Below are 19,983 nucleotides of genomic sequence, written 5' to 3'. Positions count from 1 at the left end.
GTGAAAGTTGGCCGGCCGCAGGGGAGGCGGCGTCTGCGTCAATCTTTTGTTGGTTAAATCGGAGCTGATTGAAGTGCCACATTCATAGCTTCCCACTTGCAAGGTGGTCGGCGAGTTTGCCTTGAATGCGCAGGTTCTTGTATTTGGTGATGGCTGTATCGTAGCGGTGGTTGATGGCGTCCTGCTCCGCGCGATAGAGGTCGCGCTGCGCATCTAGCATCTCAAATGGGGTGCGCTTGCCAGCCTTGAATTGCTCTTCGTAGACATTAATCACCTTGCGCGCTGCTTGAACACTGTCCGACAGGAAGCCGGTTTTCTCGCGGCTTGTCCGCAGTGCTTGACGATTTTGTTCAGCTTCCTGAACAAGTTCGCGATAGGTCTTGCGATGACGGGCATTCGCTTCCCGGATTCGGGCATTGATCTGGTCGATCAGCCGGCGGCGCTTGCCGCCGTCATATAGGCGAAAGCGCATGCCAACCAGTCCTTTGACTTCTCCGCCCTCGCCGGTTTCGCCCGAGACGTTGTGCTTGTAAGTCATCTCGCTTTGAGCAAAAAACTCCGGATAAAGTGTAGCTTTCTGGTGGGCCAGTTGCTTTTCCAGCGACCGTTGGTCAGCTGCGGTCGAAAGAAGTTTTGGGTTGTTGTAGACCATTGCTTCGATTGAATAATCGTTGCTGAGGGTGACCGCAGCTAGGCGTTTTGGACGCAACACCCTGCTCGGTTCCATCTCGGTTAGTCGCTTGAAAGCGGCTACGCTGTCCTCAAGCCGATCATCGTTTTGCAGCTTGTCATTTTGCGCGGCATCCAAACGGGTTTCAATGCGCTTGACATCCGCCGCAGTGCCATTGCCGCCCTCAGCATTCATACGCACCAGGTTTTCCATCCTCTGGTGGGCGCGCACGTTGCGGGCAGACGAGGCGGTCAAGTCGGATTGGCGCAAGTAACCAAGATAAGCGGTCATGACCTCAAGAGCGATTTTCTCTCGGGTATCTGATTTGCGAAGGGTTGCAGATTCGTGAAGCAGCCGACGGCGAGCAACAGCGTTTTTGGTTTTGCCGAAGTCATACAGTTTTTGTTCAACAAGCAGGTTCACTTCTCCCCGGTCGGTGACATAACTTGACGCAGATTCTGAGTGCACATGCTCAGGTCCAACTGTTGCGGTCAGGTCCACTTGCGGGTGGTAGGCGGCTTTTTCGATTTCAATGCCGATTTCCGCATCCAGCTCCTGAGCCTTCGCGATGTCGACTTCCGGGTTTGTGTTGAGTGTCAGAGAGACAACGTCGGTTAGGGAGAGTTTTCCACTTTTCCGGAAATAGCCTTTTTCTTGTGACCCCTTTTGGCTGCCGATTGACCCTGTTGTGATCGGATCCGTGTCAGCTTCTGACCCACCGCGAATAAAGGACTTCAGAAAGCCGCTTTTTCCGGAATTTAAGGATGGGCGGATCGGTTGGTCTTGAACGAGCGCTGCAGACTGAGAAGTAGAGTTCGTTGCAGTTGCCGAAGAGTTACTGTTTTTTGTCGCGCAGGCGCTTGCCAGCATCACAACCATGGCCAGGGCCAATGGAATGTAGCTCTTTCGCAACACCTTAGTGCTTGGTCTTCCGAACATTTGCATACGCGCCCAAAACAATGCTGTTGAGTTCAATGGTCATAAATAGCTATGGGCGCTTATAGCTTTGTTAGGGTTAATCATACGTAAATTAAGGCGCAAAGTGCAAAGAGTGGCAATTACGTTAGATGGTTAGAATTACTTAACTGAATAACCCTACGGTAACTTTGAATAGTCGTATTTGTATTTGTTTTGCCGTGGATTCAGAGCCCGCTCCGGGCGCATTCAATGGTGAAATCAATAATTGCTCTTGTCTCTATCTGAGTTGATGGGTTGCGTACCATGAGTGAAGAACTGAAGCCGCTAAACGTGTCGGTCTCACAAGTTTCTCCCGAAAATTCCCAAGCCGAAACGTCTTCTGAAGTTCAAACGGATGGGCAGGCTGGTACTAACCCTCAGAACGAGACTGTCGAAGGCAGTAATCAGGAGCGCGAAATTCAAGTCGCAAATCTGAACTCGGCTTTGGCAAATGCAGCGCGCACGCCTGCTGTTGGTGCAATTGATAAACCTCCCGAAGGTGTCACCGAGGTCATTGAGGTGGCTTCTTTGTCCGAAGTCGAAGTTGCATTTGATCTCGATGATGTAAATGTTCTCTTGTCTGATATCGACTTGATCTTGACGTTCGATGACGGCGCATCAATCGTGTTCGCTGGCCTTGGCATTGACCTCATGGCTTCGGAACAAATCTCGGTTCAGTTCAATTCGGAGGCCGTTGGCAAGCAGGACCTTCTGTCCAAGATCGGCAGCTTTGAGGAACGAGACTCGATTGAGGTCGTCAACGCTTTCACCGGTGCGGATTCGCCAGAAGAGACCGAAATCGAGCAACCAGTTGAACAACCGGTTGAGACACCTGTTGATACGCCGGACATTCAGGTCAGTGCCATTAGTCAGGCGAGCCCGTTCGAAGGGGAGGTGGGCCTGGGGCTTGAATCTGAAGCTGAAGACGAACGCAGTGCGATCGAAGAAAACATCGTTCAAGATGAGCAACCACCAGTCACCCCATCTTCTTCGGGGACACCAGCGACAGAGACAAACACTGAGACAAATACCAACACCAACGATGGCATCAGTGATGCCAATATTCCGATCATCAATGTTGAAGTTGAACTTTTCGGTGTCGCTGGAATCGACAGCACAACACGAGCAGATGGGACAACGCTGACCAGTGGGACATCTGCTGTCTCTCTCGCGGAAACGGATTCCAGCTTCACCGTGCAGCAGGATCGTGAGGTGCTGAACGGGACCAGCGGAAACGATATCATCACGGCTGACAGAACTGACATCACCCCACCGGGAACAACCGTCCGCTCAGTAGAGGTCACCGCTGAAGTCCCGGCAGGCGTAGAGCCTGTTCAAGTGCTGGTGAAAGGCCTTCCGGACGGCTACAAAATTTTGAACGCATCCGAGCGAGATGGTGGTTTTCTGGTTGAAATAGACCCAAATAACCCAGCACTTACACAATTGGATTTGCGGTATACATTGCCTAGCGATGGTGCTGAGGTTGACCTTAATGGATTTTACAACGAATTTTCGTTGAACTTGGAGTACACGTTTGAAGATGCGGTTGGCACTCAATCTAAGGCCCTCGGCTCTGCACGCTTCGCTATTCGCGATGTTCTGACCGAAGATGACGCGTCATATGTCGACCCGAGCACTGGCGAGCCGTACTACATTCTTAACAGTGTACCTCCTGGCAACATTGTTGATGCTGGAGATGGAGACGACACCGTAATCGTTGCAGCCGGTGCTGATACAGTGACGGGCGGTGCTGGCGAAGATACGGTTTCCTACCGGGATTCTGCCAGCGCAGTAACGGCAGACCTCTCCAACAATGCTAACAATTCAGGTGGTTACGCGGAAGGCGATGAGTATTTTGGCGTTGAGAACCTAACAGGTTCCAGCTTTAGCGACACCCTCACTGGCAATACAGGCGACAACGTTCTCGAAGGTGGGGCCGGTGCCGACACCCTGACAGGTGGAGGCGGTGTCGACACCGCAGCCTATACCCAGTCATCAGCCGGTGTGAGGGTGGATCTCTCAACCGGCGATCACTCGGGCGGGGATGCCGAGGGAGATGTCTTAACGGGAATAACCAACCTTCGAGGGTCTGTTTATGACGACCAGCTGACAGGTGATGGAGCCGACAACCGTCTTGAGGGTGGAGATGGGAACGACCTGCTTCATGGCGGCGCGGGCGCGGATGAGCTTGTTGGCGGAATCGGCTCAGACATTGCCGACTACCAAGGGTCAGATGCAGTCAATGTGGACCTTCAGGCCGGCACGGCAACAGGTGGAGACGCGCAAGGCGACACCCTGACCAGCATTGAAGGTCTGATCGGGTCTTCAAACGACGATACGCTTCTGGGCAGCAGCGCGAACAACACGATCTCGGGCGGCGCGGGTAATGATATTATTGCAGGTGTCGGAGGAACAAACACTCTGCGCGGGGATGCCGGTGATGACACCTTCACAGGCGGATTGGGCGAAGACGCAATCGACGGCGGTTCGGGAGCCGCAGATAGCATCACATATGTGGCTTCCAACACTGGCGTGACCGTTAATCTCACCATCGGAACGGGGCAGGGTGGGCATGCTGCAGGTGATACTTACGCCAATCTGGAGAATGTGACCGGATCTGCTTTCGACGATACACTGATTGGGTCAACGGCTGACAACGTTCTATCCGGCGGTGATGGTGATGACTATCTGGAAGGTGGGCAGGGCGCCGATACGCTGTCTGGTGGTGCGGGTAGCGATACTGTCAGTTACGAAACCGCCAATGCCGCTGTTCAAGTCGATCTGTCGACTGGAACGGCAACGGGTAGCGATGCGACCGGTGATACGCTTTCGTCCATTGAGAACCTTGTCGGGTCCGCCTATGGCGATGAACTGACCGGCGATGCCTCGGACAACCGTTTTGAGGGCGGGGCCGGAGACGATGTTCTTCAGGGTGGTGCAGGTGCCGATGACCTTATTGGCGGCGCAGGGTTCGATGTTGCGGACTACAGCAACTCCTCAGCGGTGACCGTTGATTTGAACATAAGCGCGGCCCAAAGCGGTGGTGAAGCTGAAGGCGATACACTTTCAGATATTGAAGGAGTGATTGGCGGTGCCGGTGACGACGTCTTTACCGGAGATGCCAACGACAACAGTTTTGTTGGCGGTGCCGGAAATGACTGGGCGCGCGGGGGCGGAGGTGCCGATACGCTCTCCGGAGGTGTTGGAACAGATACTGTTTCCTATTCGCTTTCAGATGAAGGCGTGGTCCTGCATCTTGATGGAACAGCCTCAACCGGTGGGACGGCAGAAGGCGATCAGGTTTCTGGCTTCGAAGTTGTTGATGGCTCGGCTCATGACGATACCGTTTATGGCACAAGCGCCGATGAGGTTTTCCGAGGCGCGGGAGGTGATGACACGCTCATTGGTGGCGGCGGTGCAGACACGTTCGAAGGCGGTGCGGGCACAGACACTGTCTCTTATGAAACTGCCGGGTCTGGTGTTTCTGTCAATCTGGAAACGGGAGCCACAGGAAGTGGTGACGAAGCTGGCGATACATTCGACAGCATTGAACGCCTGCTCGGCTCAGTCCACGACGATACGTTAACGGCTGCCAATGCCGGTTCCGTTCTGGATGGCAATGAGGGTGATGATACCCTTATTGGCGGGACGTCAGACGACACCCTGCGCGGTGGAAGTAGGGACGATACTCTAACCGGGAATGCCGGTGCGGACGTTCTGGATGGCGGAGACGGCATCGATACGGTGTCATACAGCGGGTCTTCTGCAGCTGTAACGATTGATCTTGCAGCTGATGCCGCCAATGACGCATCAGGGGGCGATGCAGCAGGTGATGATCTTTTCAACATCGAGAATGTTGTCGGTTCGGCGCATGATGATCACCTGTCTGGTGATGATGGCGACAACACGCTGACGGGCGGCGACGGTGATGACGTTCTCGTCGGTCGCGGCGGAGCGGATGCGCTTTTTGGTGGTGCTGGCAATGACACCGCAGATTACTCAGACTCCGAATCCGCTATTGAATTGGACCTTGCAACCGGTGTGGGCGCTGGCGGAGATGCTGACGGCGATACATTCGACAGCATCGAGACAATCATTGCGACTGAACATGACGATGTGATTGCGGGCGACGCTCAAGACAATGATCTTCGCGGACTTGGTGGCGATGACACCCTGTCTGGCCGCGATGGCGATGACACGCTGTCCGGTGGAAGTGGCAGTGACACGCTGATCGGCGGAGCGGGAGCCGACACCCTGTCCGGGGGAGCTGGCTCCGATACAGCCGATTATTCAGGCGGCAGCGTTGCTGTCGTAATTGATCTGGCCAGCGGGACAGCTTCCGGGGGTGATGCGGACGGCGACACGCTCTCGTCAATCGAGAATGCCACCGGTACCGACCACGCCGACACTTTGACCGGAAACGCAGACAAGAACACGCTGATCGGTGGCGGGGGGAACGATGTTCTCGATGGCGGCGCAAACGCTGATACGTTGATCGGCGGCGATGGAATAGACACTGTTACATACGAGAATTCTGCCGGAAACGTTATCGTCAATCTTGCTTCAGGAACCGGAGCAAACGGGGATGCACAGGGCGATATTCTAAGCCAAATCGAAAATGTCATTGGGTCCGATCAATCCGACGTAATCGAAGGAGATTTCCGGGACAACGTTCTGACCGGTGGGGCCGGATACGACACATTGACCGGCAACGAGGGTGATGACCAGCTGATCGGTGGAGATGGTAATGATACTCTCCGCGGCGGAGCCGGGGCCGACACTTTGGACGGTGGTGCAGGCAGCGATACAGCCGATTACAGCACAGAAACAACAGCTGTCACCATTGATCTTGATGCGGGCACCAGCAACACCGGCGATACCTTTATCAGTATCGAGAACCTGACAGGTACAAGTGAAGACGACACACTAACCGGCACGGATGACGCAAACACCTTGTCCGGTGGCCTAGGTAACGATGTCCTGAACGGTCTTGATGGAGCAGATACGCTTCTGGGCGGCGGCGGTAACGATGTCCTCAACGGCGGTGCAGGGGCCGACACCATTATCGGCGGTAGTGGGATCGACGTCGTCGATTACTCCGATTCTTCAGCCGGCGTGCGTGTCAATCTTGAGACGAATTCCAACCAGAACGGTGATGCAGAAGGTGACAATCTGTCCGAAGTTGAGTCGATCACCGGCTCTGGCTTCGATGATATTCTCACCGGTGATGCGGTCGCCAATACGATCCTCGGCGGGGCTGGCGCCGATGTTCTCGTCGGTGGCAACGGCGGAGACACGCTGGACGGCGGCGATGGTATTGACCGAGTTGATTACACCTCTTCTGTTGCAGCTATAGAGGTTGATCTGGAAGCCGGGACTGCCGATGGCAGTCACGCAACCGGTGACACACTTTTGAACATTGAGAACCTGACCGGGTCGAACTTCAACGACACCCTGTCCGGTGATGACCAGAACAATGTCATTGAGGGCGGTCTCGGAGACGATACGATTGCCGGTGAAGCCGGGGCGGACACACTCGAAGGCAATGGCGGCAGCGACGTCCTGATTGGTGGACTGGGTGCTGACCAGCTAGATGGCGGCGACGGCAATGATACCGCGAGCTACAGCGGATCCTCCGCCGGGGTTGTTATCGACCTCAATCTTGCCGGAGCACAAGTCTCCGCGGGCACCGAAGCCCACGGAGACGTGCTGACAAACATAGAAAATATTACCGGATCTGACTTTGACGACACCTTGACCGGTGATGATGTTGCGAACATGATCCGCGCGGGGGCAGGAGATGATGTTCTCGACGGTGGTCTTGGCGCTGACACACTCGACGGTGGTGATGGCGTTGACCTTGTCGACTACTCTGACAGTTCGACTGCGGTCACGGCTTATCTGGATGGGGTGACCACCGGCATTGGTGGCTCGGCGCAAGGCGATACTCTTACAGACATCGAAAACCTGACCGGGTCAGCATTTCACGATCATCTGGTGGGGAACACCAGCGCAAACACTCTGACCGGCGGTGCTGGGAATGACGTTTTGGAAGGGCGCGGTGGTGCTGATACGCTTATCGGCGGAACCGGAACCGACACAGCTGACTATTCAGCTTCCAATTCTGCTGTCACCGTTAACCTTGAAACAGGAATGGGAACGGGGGGTGACGCAGAAGGGGATACGCTTTCAGAAATCGAGGAAGTGATCGGGTCGGATTACAACGACACGCTCACAGCGTCGACGACAGGTTCCACGCTATATGGTGAAGATGGCGATGACACGCTTGTTGGTGGCGATGGCAATGACGAGCTGCATGGTGGTTCGGATGATGACACGCTGACAGGCGGGGCAGGAAACGACGACCTTTACGGCGATGCAGGTGCAGATCGGTTTATTGGCGGTGCAGGCAGCGATGAGCACTATGGCGGAACTGGCATAGACACCGTCGACTACTTAGCCTCAACAGCAGCAGTCACGGCCAATCTGGATTCCGGCTCAGGATCGGCAGGAGATGCAGCCGGTGATATCTATGGAGATGTCGAGAACCTTGTGGGCACAGCCTATGATGACCGGCTGACTGGTGATGGCGGGTCTAACGTTCTGACCGCTGGTGCCGGTGATGACGTCCTCATCGGCAATGGTGGTGATGACACGCTTCTCGGTGAAGCGGGTGATGACACCCTGATCGGCGGTGCGGGCGCGGACATCCTGACCGGGGGCGATGGCGTTGATACTGCCGATTATTCTGGTTCCACAAACGCGGTGACTGTCGACCTCAACCTGGCGACACAGGCAACGTCTTCGGGTGATGAATCCGGCGATGTTCTTACTGGCATTGAAAACCTGAAGGGGTCCGAACAAGCCGATACGTTAATCGGTGATGGGGCAGCGAACCGGATTTCCGGTGGCCTGGAAAACGATACGATTTCCGGCGGTGCAGGAGATGACACGCTACTGGGTGAAGCCGGGGATGATACTCTCGACGGCGGTGTGGGCAATGATGTTCACGATGGGGGAGCGGGTAACGATACCCTTCTGGGCAGTGCTGGCGCTGACACTTTGATCGGTGGTGCCGGGTCTGACACCGTATCTTATGCCGCCTCCAGTGCAGCTGTTACGATTGACCTGTCAGCCGATGCAGCTGGTGATGCCTCTGGCGGTGATGCTGAAGGTGATGATCTCGATCAGATCGAAAATGTGATTGGGTCAGCTCATAACGACACCTTGACCGGGGACAGCGGTGTCAACCGCATTGAAGGCGGTGCAGGGGATGACACCGTTTTTGCGACAGCCTCAAACGACACCCTGATTGGGGGAGCTGGTACCGATACGATTTCATATGTCGCTGCCACAGGTAGCGTTACAGTTGATCTCGGAGCCGAAACGGCCTCAGGCGGCGGCGTTGGTACGGACAGCGTTCGTGAATTTGAAAACATTGTCGGTTCGGCAAATGATGACACTCTGACAGGGTCATCCCTCGACAACACGATCTCGGGCGGTGTCGGGAACGATGTCATAGATGGTGCGGCAGGTGACGACACCTTGTTGGGCGAAGACGGCGATGACACGCTTCGTGGCGGTGCAGGCACCGATACACTTGATGGTGGTGTTGGCGATGACACGCTCCATGGGGGGGATGGGGCAGATGTTCTCACCGGTGGTGCAGGGACTGATGTTGCCGATTATGCAGGGTCAGCGTCTGTCAACGTGAACCTGGAAACCGGCACGGGTACAGGTGGTCAGGCAGAAGGGGACACGTTGACAGGCATCGAAAATGTGTCAGGCGGTTCTCAGGACGATACCTTGACCGGCGACGCATCCGCAAACGTACTGAGCGGACAGGACGGGGACGATACCCTCACCGGTGGCGGTGGTGACGATCACCTGCTCGGTGGGGCTGGAGCTGACACCCTTCAAGGCGGCGAAGGCGCTGATACGCTTGAAGGGGGAGAAGGCAACGACACGATTGACGGTGGTGAGGGCGATGACACCGTGCTCGCAGGCGGTGGTGCCGACACGATTGCAGGAAGCGCGGGCGATGATGACATCGACGCCGGCGATGGAAATGACACCATTGCAGGCGGTGCTGGCGCAGACGCGATTGATGGTGGAGCCGGGTTCGATCATCTGGATTACTCGGCCTCAACGGCAGCCGTAAATGTTGCGGTTGATGGCGCTCAGATCGGCGTAGGTGGCCTCGCAGAAGGAGATGTCCTCTCAAATATCGAGCAGATCACGGGCAGTGCCTATGATGATGACATTACCGGCAGTGCGTCCAACGATCTGCTTTTGGGTGGTGATGGCGACGATGAGCTCTATGGCAGCGCCGGTGATGATACCCTGCGCGGTGAAGCTGGCGAGGACACGCTATCTGGTGGGGATGGTGCGGACACCCTGGAAGGCGGTGATGCGAACGACACCCTGCAAGGCGGCGCAGGTGACGATACACTGGATGGTGGCAGCGGAGATGACAGCCTTGAAGGCGGTGCCGGAGCAGACACCATCACCGGTGGAGCAGGAACAGACACGGTTTCCTATGCGGGATCAGCCAACGGTGTAACGGTAGATCTGGCAAACACTGGAGCTCAGGTCTCCGGAGGCGATGCGAATGGCGATACCATTTCTGGCGTCGAAAACATCCTCGGGTCGTCTTCAAGCGATACACTGACCGGTGACGATAATTCGAATGAAATAGTCGCGGGAGCCGGAAACGACATTGTCTCCGGCGGAGCTGGTGACGACACCCTATCCGGCGGTGATGGTGATGACACATTGTCTGGCAATACCGGTAATGACGCCCTTCTTGGTGGTGCTGGCGTAGATACGCTGTCCGGCGACGAAGGCGATGACACATTGTCAGGTGGTGCAGGCGACGACACGCTGATTGGTGGTGTGGGAGAGGATACGATTGACGGTGGGGCCGGTGTTGATACGGCGGATTACTCCAGTTCCGTGGATGCGGTCACACTGGATCTATCTTTGACGACAGCTCAAGTTTCCAGCGGCGATGCCAACGGCGACATTCTGTCCAGCGTTGAAAATGTAGTCGGTACGTCCGGAAATGACACTCTGACCGGCAATGCGGAAGCCAATCGTCTTGAAGGCGGTGATGGTGATGACCTGTTTATTGCGTCCGCAGAAAATGACACTGTGGTCGGCGGTCTTGGGACGGATACGGTGGACTATTCCGGGGCGACCAACATTGTTGACGCCAATCTTGGAACTGGCGTGATTTCCTCCAACGGCTTGGGCAATGATAGCGTAACCGGGATTGAAAACGTTATTGGATCTGCGCAAGCCGATACGATCACCGGAGATGCGAATTCAAATGCCCTGACTGGTGCCGCCGGGAACGACACGATTTCGGGCGCTGGTGGTGCAGATACGATTACCGGTGATGAGGGCGATGATACCCTGTCGGGCGATGGTGGTGATGACACCGTCAGCGGCGGGGAAGGCAATGACCACGTTTCCGGCGGCGATGGCGCTGATACTTTGAGTGGCGGTGTCGGCGATGACCGGCTTGTCGGTGGAGCTGGTGCGGACATCATCGACGGCGGCGACGGAACGGATACCGTTGATTATTCCGGCTCCTCCGCCGCGGTCACTGTGGATCTTGGTCTCGCCACGCAGGCGGCTGGCGCAGGAGTGGAGGCTGGAGACCAGATCACCAATGTCGAAAACCTTGACGGGTCGGCCTTTAACGACACGTTGAGCGGCGATGCCGGTGCAAACCTCATTCGAGGCCTTGATGGAGGTGACGCCATCAACGGAGCCGCAGGAAATGATGAGATTGAGGGCGGTGACGGCGACGATACCATTGATGGTGGTGCCGACAATGACAGCCTTGATGGCGGTCTCGGCAATGACATCATGGATGGTGGCGACGGGGTTGATACTGTCTACGGTGGTGAAGGCAACGATACACTCGACGGCGGTGCGGGCGATGATACCGTCATCGGCGGTCTCGGCGACGACACATTAAGCGGCGGTGGAGGGGACGATGCTGTTTCCGGGGGGTCCGGTGCAGACACCTTCTATGTCGATGCAGGGTCAGATCAACTTGATGGGGGAGAGGGGATCGACACACTCTCTCTTGAAAACGAGACAGCCGGTGTCACGCTCAACCTTGGTACTCCAGCCAACAATGTTGGGACGAATGTTGAGGGTGATACTTACAGCAGCATCGAGAACATTACCGGGTCAGACCATGATGATCACCTGACAGGTGATCTTGAAAACAACGTCATCAACGCAGGCGCTGGGGACGATACCCTTGTTGGTGCGCAAGGCGGAGATACGCTCATTGGTGGTTATGGCGTGGATGTGGCCGACTACTCATCATCAAGTGCCGGTGTCACTGTAAACCTTGCGAACGGTACAGGCGCAAATGGCCATGCCGAAGGCGATACTCTGTCGGAAATCGAGAACCTGACGGGTTCTGCCTACAATGACAGCCTGGTTGGCGACGACAACGCCAACGTGATTAATGGCGGAAATGGCCACGACAGCATCAATGGTGGGGCGGGTGATGACACCCTTTACGGCGGTGGTGGCAATGACAGCATCACAGTTGGTACCGGAGACGACACCGTTTACGCTGGCAGCGGCAACGACTGGATGACCGGCAGCACCGGAACGGACACCTATGATGGTGGAACCGGACTGGATATCGTAAATTACAGCGCATCTTCTGCCGCTGTTACGGTTGATTTGCGTCTGGGCACTCAGGCGGCATCGGCCGGTGATGAATCCGGCGATGTCTATGTCAGCATCGAGGGCATATACGGCTCTGCATTTGACGATACGTTCTACGGCAACAGCGCCAACAATACGTTCTACGGAAATGGCGGAACTGATACGCTTGATCTGTCTGAGGAAACCGCAGCTGTGTCATCGTCATGGGCGACGAATGGCTGGGGTAATGTGAGTGGGACTTCCACGGGCACGGATAGTGTCACAGGTATCGAAACCTACATCGCGACCGACTACAATGATACCTTCTCTCACGCCAATGCCGGTTGGGCCTGGACCTATCAACTCGGAGCGGGCAACGATACGATTGAAGCAGGTGGTGGTGCCGATACAATTGATGGCGGCACAGGAACAGATACCGCAAGCTACTATAACTCGAATGCTGGCGTAACGGTGAACCTGACCGTTTCGGGTGCGCAAACGTCCAGTGGACATGCCAGCGGCGATGTTCTGTCGAATATCGAAAACCTTGTTGGCGCACATGAATATTCCAACACCCTGACAGGGGATGCCTCTGCCAACAGTCTGACCGGTGGCCGGGAAGATGACACGCTCAGCGGAGGGGCTGGTGACGACAGCCTGTTTGGTGAAGATGGTGATGATCTTTTGACAGGCGGTGCCGGGGCAGATGCTCTGGACGGCGGTGATGGCGAAGACACTGCCAGCTACCGCACATCGGCAGCCGGTGTGAGCGTCAATCTGGCGACCAATACAGCAACTGGCGGCGATGCTCAGGGAGACACCTACACCAGTATTGAGGTGCTGCAAGGGTCAGACCATGACGACACCCTGTTTGGTGATGCGGAAGATAATGATCTGTACGGTCACGACGGCGACGATGTCATCAATGGCGGCGCTGGTCATGACACACTTGTTGGCGGAGCAGGCAATGACACGCTGGATTACAGCGGTTCCAGTGCCGGCGTCTCGGTAAACCTCCAAAACAACTCCGCATCAGGCGGTGATGCTCAGGGCGATATTTTCAGCGGGTTTGAGAACGTCACCGGATCTGATCACCGGGACTGGCTCACCGGTCGGGACGGCGAGGACAATATCCTCAGTGGTGCCGGAGGCAACGACATTCTTTATGGCAGCACGGGGGCGGATCAGCTTATCGGGGGGGATGGGATCGACTACGCCTACTACCGCTATTCAGCAAGCGGCGTGACCATTGATCTGTCTGCAGGAACAGTGGTCGGGTCCGGTGGCGACGCAGAAGGGGATACCTACGACAGTATCGAGCGTTACTACGGTGCCAATTCGCACGCGGACACCATGATTGCCGGAAATGATAGCGCCTATTTTGATGGTGCAGGCGGCAATGATATCCTGACCGGTGGAAGCGCAGCAGATACCCTGATCGGCGGAAATGGATCTGACACCCTGACCGGCAACGGCGGTAACGACAGCATTCAAGGCAATGACGGCGACGACACCATTGATGCCGGTGATGGCAACGACAATGTGACTGGCGGTGCTGGAAACGATACGATTACGGGTGGCGCTGGTGACGACACCATCGACACTGGTGCGGGAGACGACCTTGTCTATGGCGGGGCAGGAGCTGACACGCTGAGTGGTGGCACAGGCGCTGACACTCTTGACTATTCGGCATCTTCAGACGCTGTGGTCATCGATCTAGGCGCAAATACAGCATCTGGCGGTGACGCCGAAGGCGATAGTATCTCCGGCTTTGAAACGCTAATTGGATCAGCGCACGACGACACTCTAACTGGTGATGGAAACGCCAATACCCTGTCGGGCGGCGATGGAAATGACACGCTGTCTGGAGGCGGCGGCGCGGACACCATCAATGGCGGTTCCGGAGATGATGAAATCGTCGGTGGTGCAGATGGTGACTCTGTTGATGGTGGGGCAGGAACCGATACCATCAGCTATGCGGGCTCATCCAGTGGTGTCGATGCCCTTTTGACCGGCACGGCTGACGACACGATCCTGAATGTTGAAAACCTGATCGGCTCTGCACATGATGACACCTTGCGCGGTGATACGGGCGATAACGAGATCACCGGCGGGGATGGCGATGATACGATCTCCGGGCTTGGTGGTAACGATGTCCTGGATGGCGGTGCAGGTGTTGATACGCTGAGTTACGCCACCATGGGCGCGGTTGTTGCCAACCTTTCCACGGGCGCAAACAACCAGGGCGATACGATTTCCGGTTTCGAAAACCTGGAAGGCTCCCAGCAGGGAGATGATCTTACTGGCGATGCGGGCGTAAACACTATTACCGGTGGAGACGGCAACGACACCATCGCGGGCCTCGGCGGTGCGGATATTCTGGATGGTGGAGCAGGAAGCGATACCGTCAACTATTCAGCCGCAACGGGATCGGTCGTCGTCGATCTCGCAACCCAAACCAACAATCAGGGCGATACGCTTAGTAATTTCGAGGGCGTCATCGGGTCGGACAATGCTGACACGCTGACTGGCAGCTCCGTTGCAAACGAGATTTCAGCGGGAGCTGGTGACGACACCATCACCCTTGCAGGCGGTGCCGATACAGTAGATGCCGGAACGGGCGACGATACGATCAGCGCATTGGGAACAGGGGCAACAATCGACGGCGGTGCGGGGTCCGATACCCTGTCTTACGAAAATTCTTCGTCAGGCGTTTCCATCACAATTGGCGGCGCAGGGGATGATGATGTCTCAAACATCGAGAACCTGACTGGCTCGGATCATGATGACACACTGACCGGGGATACCAACTCCAACAACATTTCCGGGGGTGACGGCAATGATACGATCGCAAGTGGAGGCGGTGGTGACACTCTATCCGGTGGTGATGGCATAGATACCATAAGCTATGCGGCCGCAACTGGTTCTGTAACGGTAGATCTCTCCACCCAGACGACCAATCAGGGCGACACGATTTCCGGGTTCGAAAACGTAACCGGATCTGCGCAAGATGACACTCTTCTTGGTAGCGATGATGCAAACGTCATAACCGGTGGCGCTGGCAACGACACTCTGGACGGTGCAGGAGGGGTCGATACGATTACTGCCGGTGATGGCGATGATACGATTACCGGTCGCGGTGATGGCGATACCATTGATGGCGGTGCGGGCACCGACACCTTGACCTATGCTACCGCCTCAGCCGGAGTAGACGTTACACTCGGAGGTAGTGGAGACGACGCAGTTTCCAATGTGGAAGTCCTGATTGGTTCCGGACATGCCGACACATTGACCGGTGATGCAGCCGCCAACACGATATCTGGTGGTGCTGGAAATGATACGGTCTCCGGCGGCGCAGGAAATGACACGCTAACAGGCGGCACAGGCACCGACACGATCAATGGTGGGGGCGGCGATGATGTGATCGCTGCGACTGGTGACGGAGACACGATTGACGGCGGCTTTGACACCGACACGGTGACCTACGCCGCTGCATCAGCTGGTGTTACCGTTGGTCTCGATGGAACCGGCGATGATACCTTGTCGAATGTCGAAACACTGATCGGGTCTGATCATGCCGACACGTTGACCGGTAACAGTTCAGCCAACACCATTTCCGGCGGGGACGGCAATGACATCATCGACGGTGGTGCCGGCAGCGACACCCTGTCTGGTGGTGCAGGCAATGATACCCTCAGCTATGCAAGCACAGCTGGGGCTGTAACGGCCAATTTGGCAACGAACGCCAACGATCAGGGCGATACTATCTCGGGCTTTGAAAATCTGACCGGTTCTGATCATGATGATGCCCTGACAGGGGATGCAACAAGCAACATTATATCTGGTGGCGCAGGCGACGATACAATCAGTGGCGGTGGCGGAGCCGATACACTGGCAGGCGGTGCTGGAACAGATACCTTGAGTTATGCTGCTGCGGTGGGATCAGTTACCGTCGACTTGTCATCCAATACCAACAACCAAAGCGACACGATTTCCGGCTTTGAAAATCTGGTTGGGTCTGACCATAACGACACATTAACCGGCGATGCCGGTTCCAACGACATTGATGGTGGGGCTGGCAACGATACGATCAATGGCGGCGGTGGCGCTGATACGCTGACGGGCGGTGCAGGTAACGACACCCTGAGTGGTGGGGCGGGAACCGACACCGTTACGGCCGGCAGTGGCGACGACACGATTGAAGCGCTGGGCGACGGAGACACTATTGATGGTGGGGCGGACACCGATACCGTGACCTATGCATCTGCATCCAGTGGTGTAACAGCAGCGCTTGGTGGCTCTGGTGACGATACGATTTCCAACGTCGAGAACCTGACAGGTTCGTCTCACGCAGACACACTGACCGGTGATGTCACCGCAAACGAGATCGATGGTGGGACCGGTAACGACACGATCAATGGCGGCGGCGGTGCGGATACGCTGACGGGTGGTGCTGGTAATGACACCTTGAGCGGGGGGGGCGGAGCCGACACCGTAAATGGGGGTAGCGGTGACGATACCATCCACGCACTTGGCGATGGTGACACCATTGATGGCGGGGCCGATACCGATACGGTTTCTTATGCGGCGGCAACAAGCGGCGTCGCTGTAACGCTTGGTGCAGCAGGTGACGATACGATTTCCAACGTAGAAAACCTGACCGGGTCTTCCCATGCCGATACCTTGACCGGCGACGTATCAGCCAACGTGATTGACGGCGGCACTGGTGATGACACGATCATCGGCGGTGCGGGCAACGACACGCTGTCCGGTGGTGCGGGCAATGACACCCTTAGCTATGCGGGGAATAGCGGTGCTGTAACGGTTGATCTGTCGGCCAATTCCAACAATCAGGGCGACACAATCTCTGGATTTGAGAATGTGACCGGTTCTGATCATGCCGATACGCTCACCGGCAATAGCGCGGCCAATACAATCATTGGCGGGGCTGGCAATGATACGATCTCTGGTGGTGCGGGCAATGATACCTTGTCTGGCGGCGCAGGCGTCGACACCCTGAGTTATGCTGGTGCGGCAAGTTCTGTGACTGCGGATCTTTCGTCAAATACCAACAATCAGGGTGATACGATTTCCGGATTTGAGAACCTGATCGGGTCGGATCACGCCGATACTCTGACAGGTACAAACTCGGCCAACACTCTTACGGGTGGGGCGGGCAATGATACGCTGACCGGAGGAGGTGGTGCCGACACCGTAAGTGCTGGCAGCGGTGACGATACCATCAACGCCCTTGGAGACGGCGACACTATCGACGGCGGAGCAGATACCGATACAGTTTCCTATGCCTCTGCGACAGGTGGTGTGACTGCAACCTTGAGCGGGTCGGCTGACGACACGATCTCCAACGTAGAGAACCTGACCGGGTCTTCTCATGCCGACACCTTGACCGGTGATGCTTCTGCAAACGTCATTGATGGCGGTGCGGGCAACGACACGATTATTGGCGGTGCTGGAAATGACACCCTGACGGGTGGCACGGGCACGGATACCCTCAGCTACGCAGGAGCAGCCAGCGGCGTGACCGTTGATTTGTCGACCAACTCAAACAATCAGGGCGACACGATTTCCGGGTTTGAAAATGTGACCGGTTCAGACAATGCAGACACCCTGACGGGGGATGGCTCTGCCAACACCCTGTCTGGCGGAAGTGGAGATGACACTCTGACCGGGGCAGGTGGTGCGGACACCATCAACGCCGGTGCGGGTACGGACACAATTCATGCTCTTGGCGATGGCGACACCATAGATGGTGGGTCGGGAACCGACACGGTTTCCTATGCCTCCGCAAGTGCCGGTGTATCAATAACTCTCGGCGGCTCAGCGGATGACACGATCTCGAATGTCGAAAACCTGACGGGATCGGTGCACAACGATACGCTGACCGGTGATGCCACAGCGAACGTGATTGATGGTGGAGCCGGTAACGATACAATCTCTGGCGGTAACGGCAATGACACACTGACTGGCGGGCTTGGCAACGACACATTGTCAGGCGGTGCCGGAACGGACACGATCAATGCTGGCAGCGGTGACGATACCATTCATGCCCTTGGTGACGGCGACACCATTAACGGTGGTGCGGACACGGACACCGTCACATATGCTAGTGCATCATCTGGGGTAACAGCCACGCTGGGCGGTGCCGAAGATGACACGATTTCCAATGTCGAAAACTTGACCGGATCATCTCATGGAGATGTTCTGACCGGCGACGGATCGGACAATACGATTGACGGTGGCGCGGGCGACGATACGATTTCCGGTGGTGCCGGAAATGACACGCTCATTGGTGGCGCTGGTACTGACACCCTAAGTTATGCCGCAGCTGGCAGCGCAGTGACGGTCAATCTCGCAACCAACGCCAATAACCAGGGCGACACGATTTCCGGTTTTGAGAATGCGACCGGCTCGGCTCAAGGTGACACTCTGACAGGTGATGCATCGGCCAACGTGATCGATGGCGGTGCTGGTGATGATACGATTGCGGGTGGTTCTGGAAACGATACGCTAAGCGGCGGCACGGGTACCGACACACTGAACTATGCTGCTGCGACAACTGCAGTTGTCGCGAGCTTGGCGGATAATTCAAACAATCAGGGAGACACGATCTCTGGTTTTGAAAATCTCACTGGCTCGGCTCAAGGCGACACTCTGACGGGTGACGCATCGGCAAACGTCATTGATGGTGGTGCTGGCAATGATACGATCGAGGGCGGCGCTGGCAATGATACGTTGCTTGGTGGCACAGGCACCGACACGTTGAGTTATGCCTCCGCATCGGGCGCAGTCACAGTAAACCTCGCAGACAATTCCAATGATCAGGGCGATACGATCTCCGGTTTTGAGAACCTGACCGGGTCCGCCCATGACGATACCCTGACCGGAAATAGCAGCGCCAACACGATTACAGGCGGTGCCGGTAACGACACGATTTCGGGCGGGAGCGGTGCTGATACGGTGAATGCCGGGTCGGGAAATGACACCGTCAACGCGCTGGGCGACGGAGATACGATTGACGGCGGGGCAGACACCGACACGGTTTCTTATGCGTCCGCAAGCACTGGCGTGACCGCAACGCTTGGTGGATCGGAAGACGACACCATCTCGAATGTCGAAAACCTGACGGGCTCGGCACACAATGATACGTTGAGCGGGGATGCATCCGCGAACGTGATTTCAGGCGGTGCGGGCGACGACACGATCGATGGGGGTGGTGGTGCCGATACGCTTAACGGTGGTGCAGGGAATGATACCTTTACTCTGGATGAAGGCTCAATAGACCTTGGTGCCACGCTGAATGGCGGTGGGGACACCGACACGGTGAACTTTGCCAGCGGGGCCTATGAGGCAGCGGATGTCGACGGCGTTCTGACCAATGTCGAGGTTTTGGATTTTACTGCAGCTGGTGCGAATGCGTCGCTGGACCTTTCTGCTACGCAGATCCAATCCATGACTGATGCCGGTAACAGCCTGGAGATCCAAATCGATGCCGGTGACACCATTGACGTGACCGACCCAATTGCCAATGTGGATGTTGACACAAGCGTTGCCGGGACAACGGTCTACACGATCTACAGCGATGCCACTCAGACCACCGAATTGGCAGAACTTACCGTAGTGGCGGTATAATGAGGTTTGATCGGTGTGAAGGCCTT

2 protein-coding genes are annotated in these 19,983 nt (G+C 56.3%); one reads left to right on the top strand and one right to left on the bottom strand.

The genetic code is table 11. From position 1 onward, the window contains the following. Nucleotides 1-82: 82 nt before the first annotated feature. On the bottom strand, nt 83-1,609 hold the full coding sequence (locus tag TRICHSKD4_RS15475; RefSeq protein ID WP_040616985.1) for a TolC family protein: 1,527 nt from the start codon (nt 1,607-1,609) through the stop codon (nt 83-85). A gap of 282 nt (nt 1,610-1,891) precedes the next feature. Between TRICHSKD4_RS15475 and TRICHSKD4_RS15470 the strand changes: the two genes are divergently transcribed. After that, complete coding sequence (locus TRICHSKD4_RS15470; protein ID WP_009467822.1) at nt 1,892-19,957, top strand: hemolysin-type calcium-binding region; 18,066 nt, start codon at nt 1,892-1,894, stop codon at nt 19,955-19,957. Nucleotides 19,958-19,983 lie beyond the last annotated feature (26 nt).

Origin of the sequence: Roseibium sp. TrichSKD4, assembly GCF_000148725.1 — a bacterium.
Classification (GTDB): domain Bacteria; phylum Pseudomonadota; class Alphaproteobacteria; order Rhizobiales; family Stappiaceae; genus Roseibium.
The sequence above is the reverse complement of the archived record's forward strand: the minus strand, read 5'-3'. Positions and strand labels throughout refer to the sequence as shown.

What these genes read in the sequence shown, in the direction of transcription:
- TRICHSKD4_RS15470 (WP_009467822.1), top strand. Translation starts at nt 1,892, where the DNA reads ATGAGTGAAGAACTGAAGCCGCTAAACGTGTCGGTCTCACAAGTTTCT.
- TRICHSKD4_RS15475 (WP_040616985.1), bottom strand. Translation starts at nt 1,609, where the DNA reads ATGTTCGGAAGACCAAGCACTAAGGTGTTGCGAAAGAGCTACATTCCA.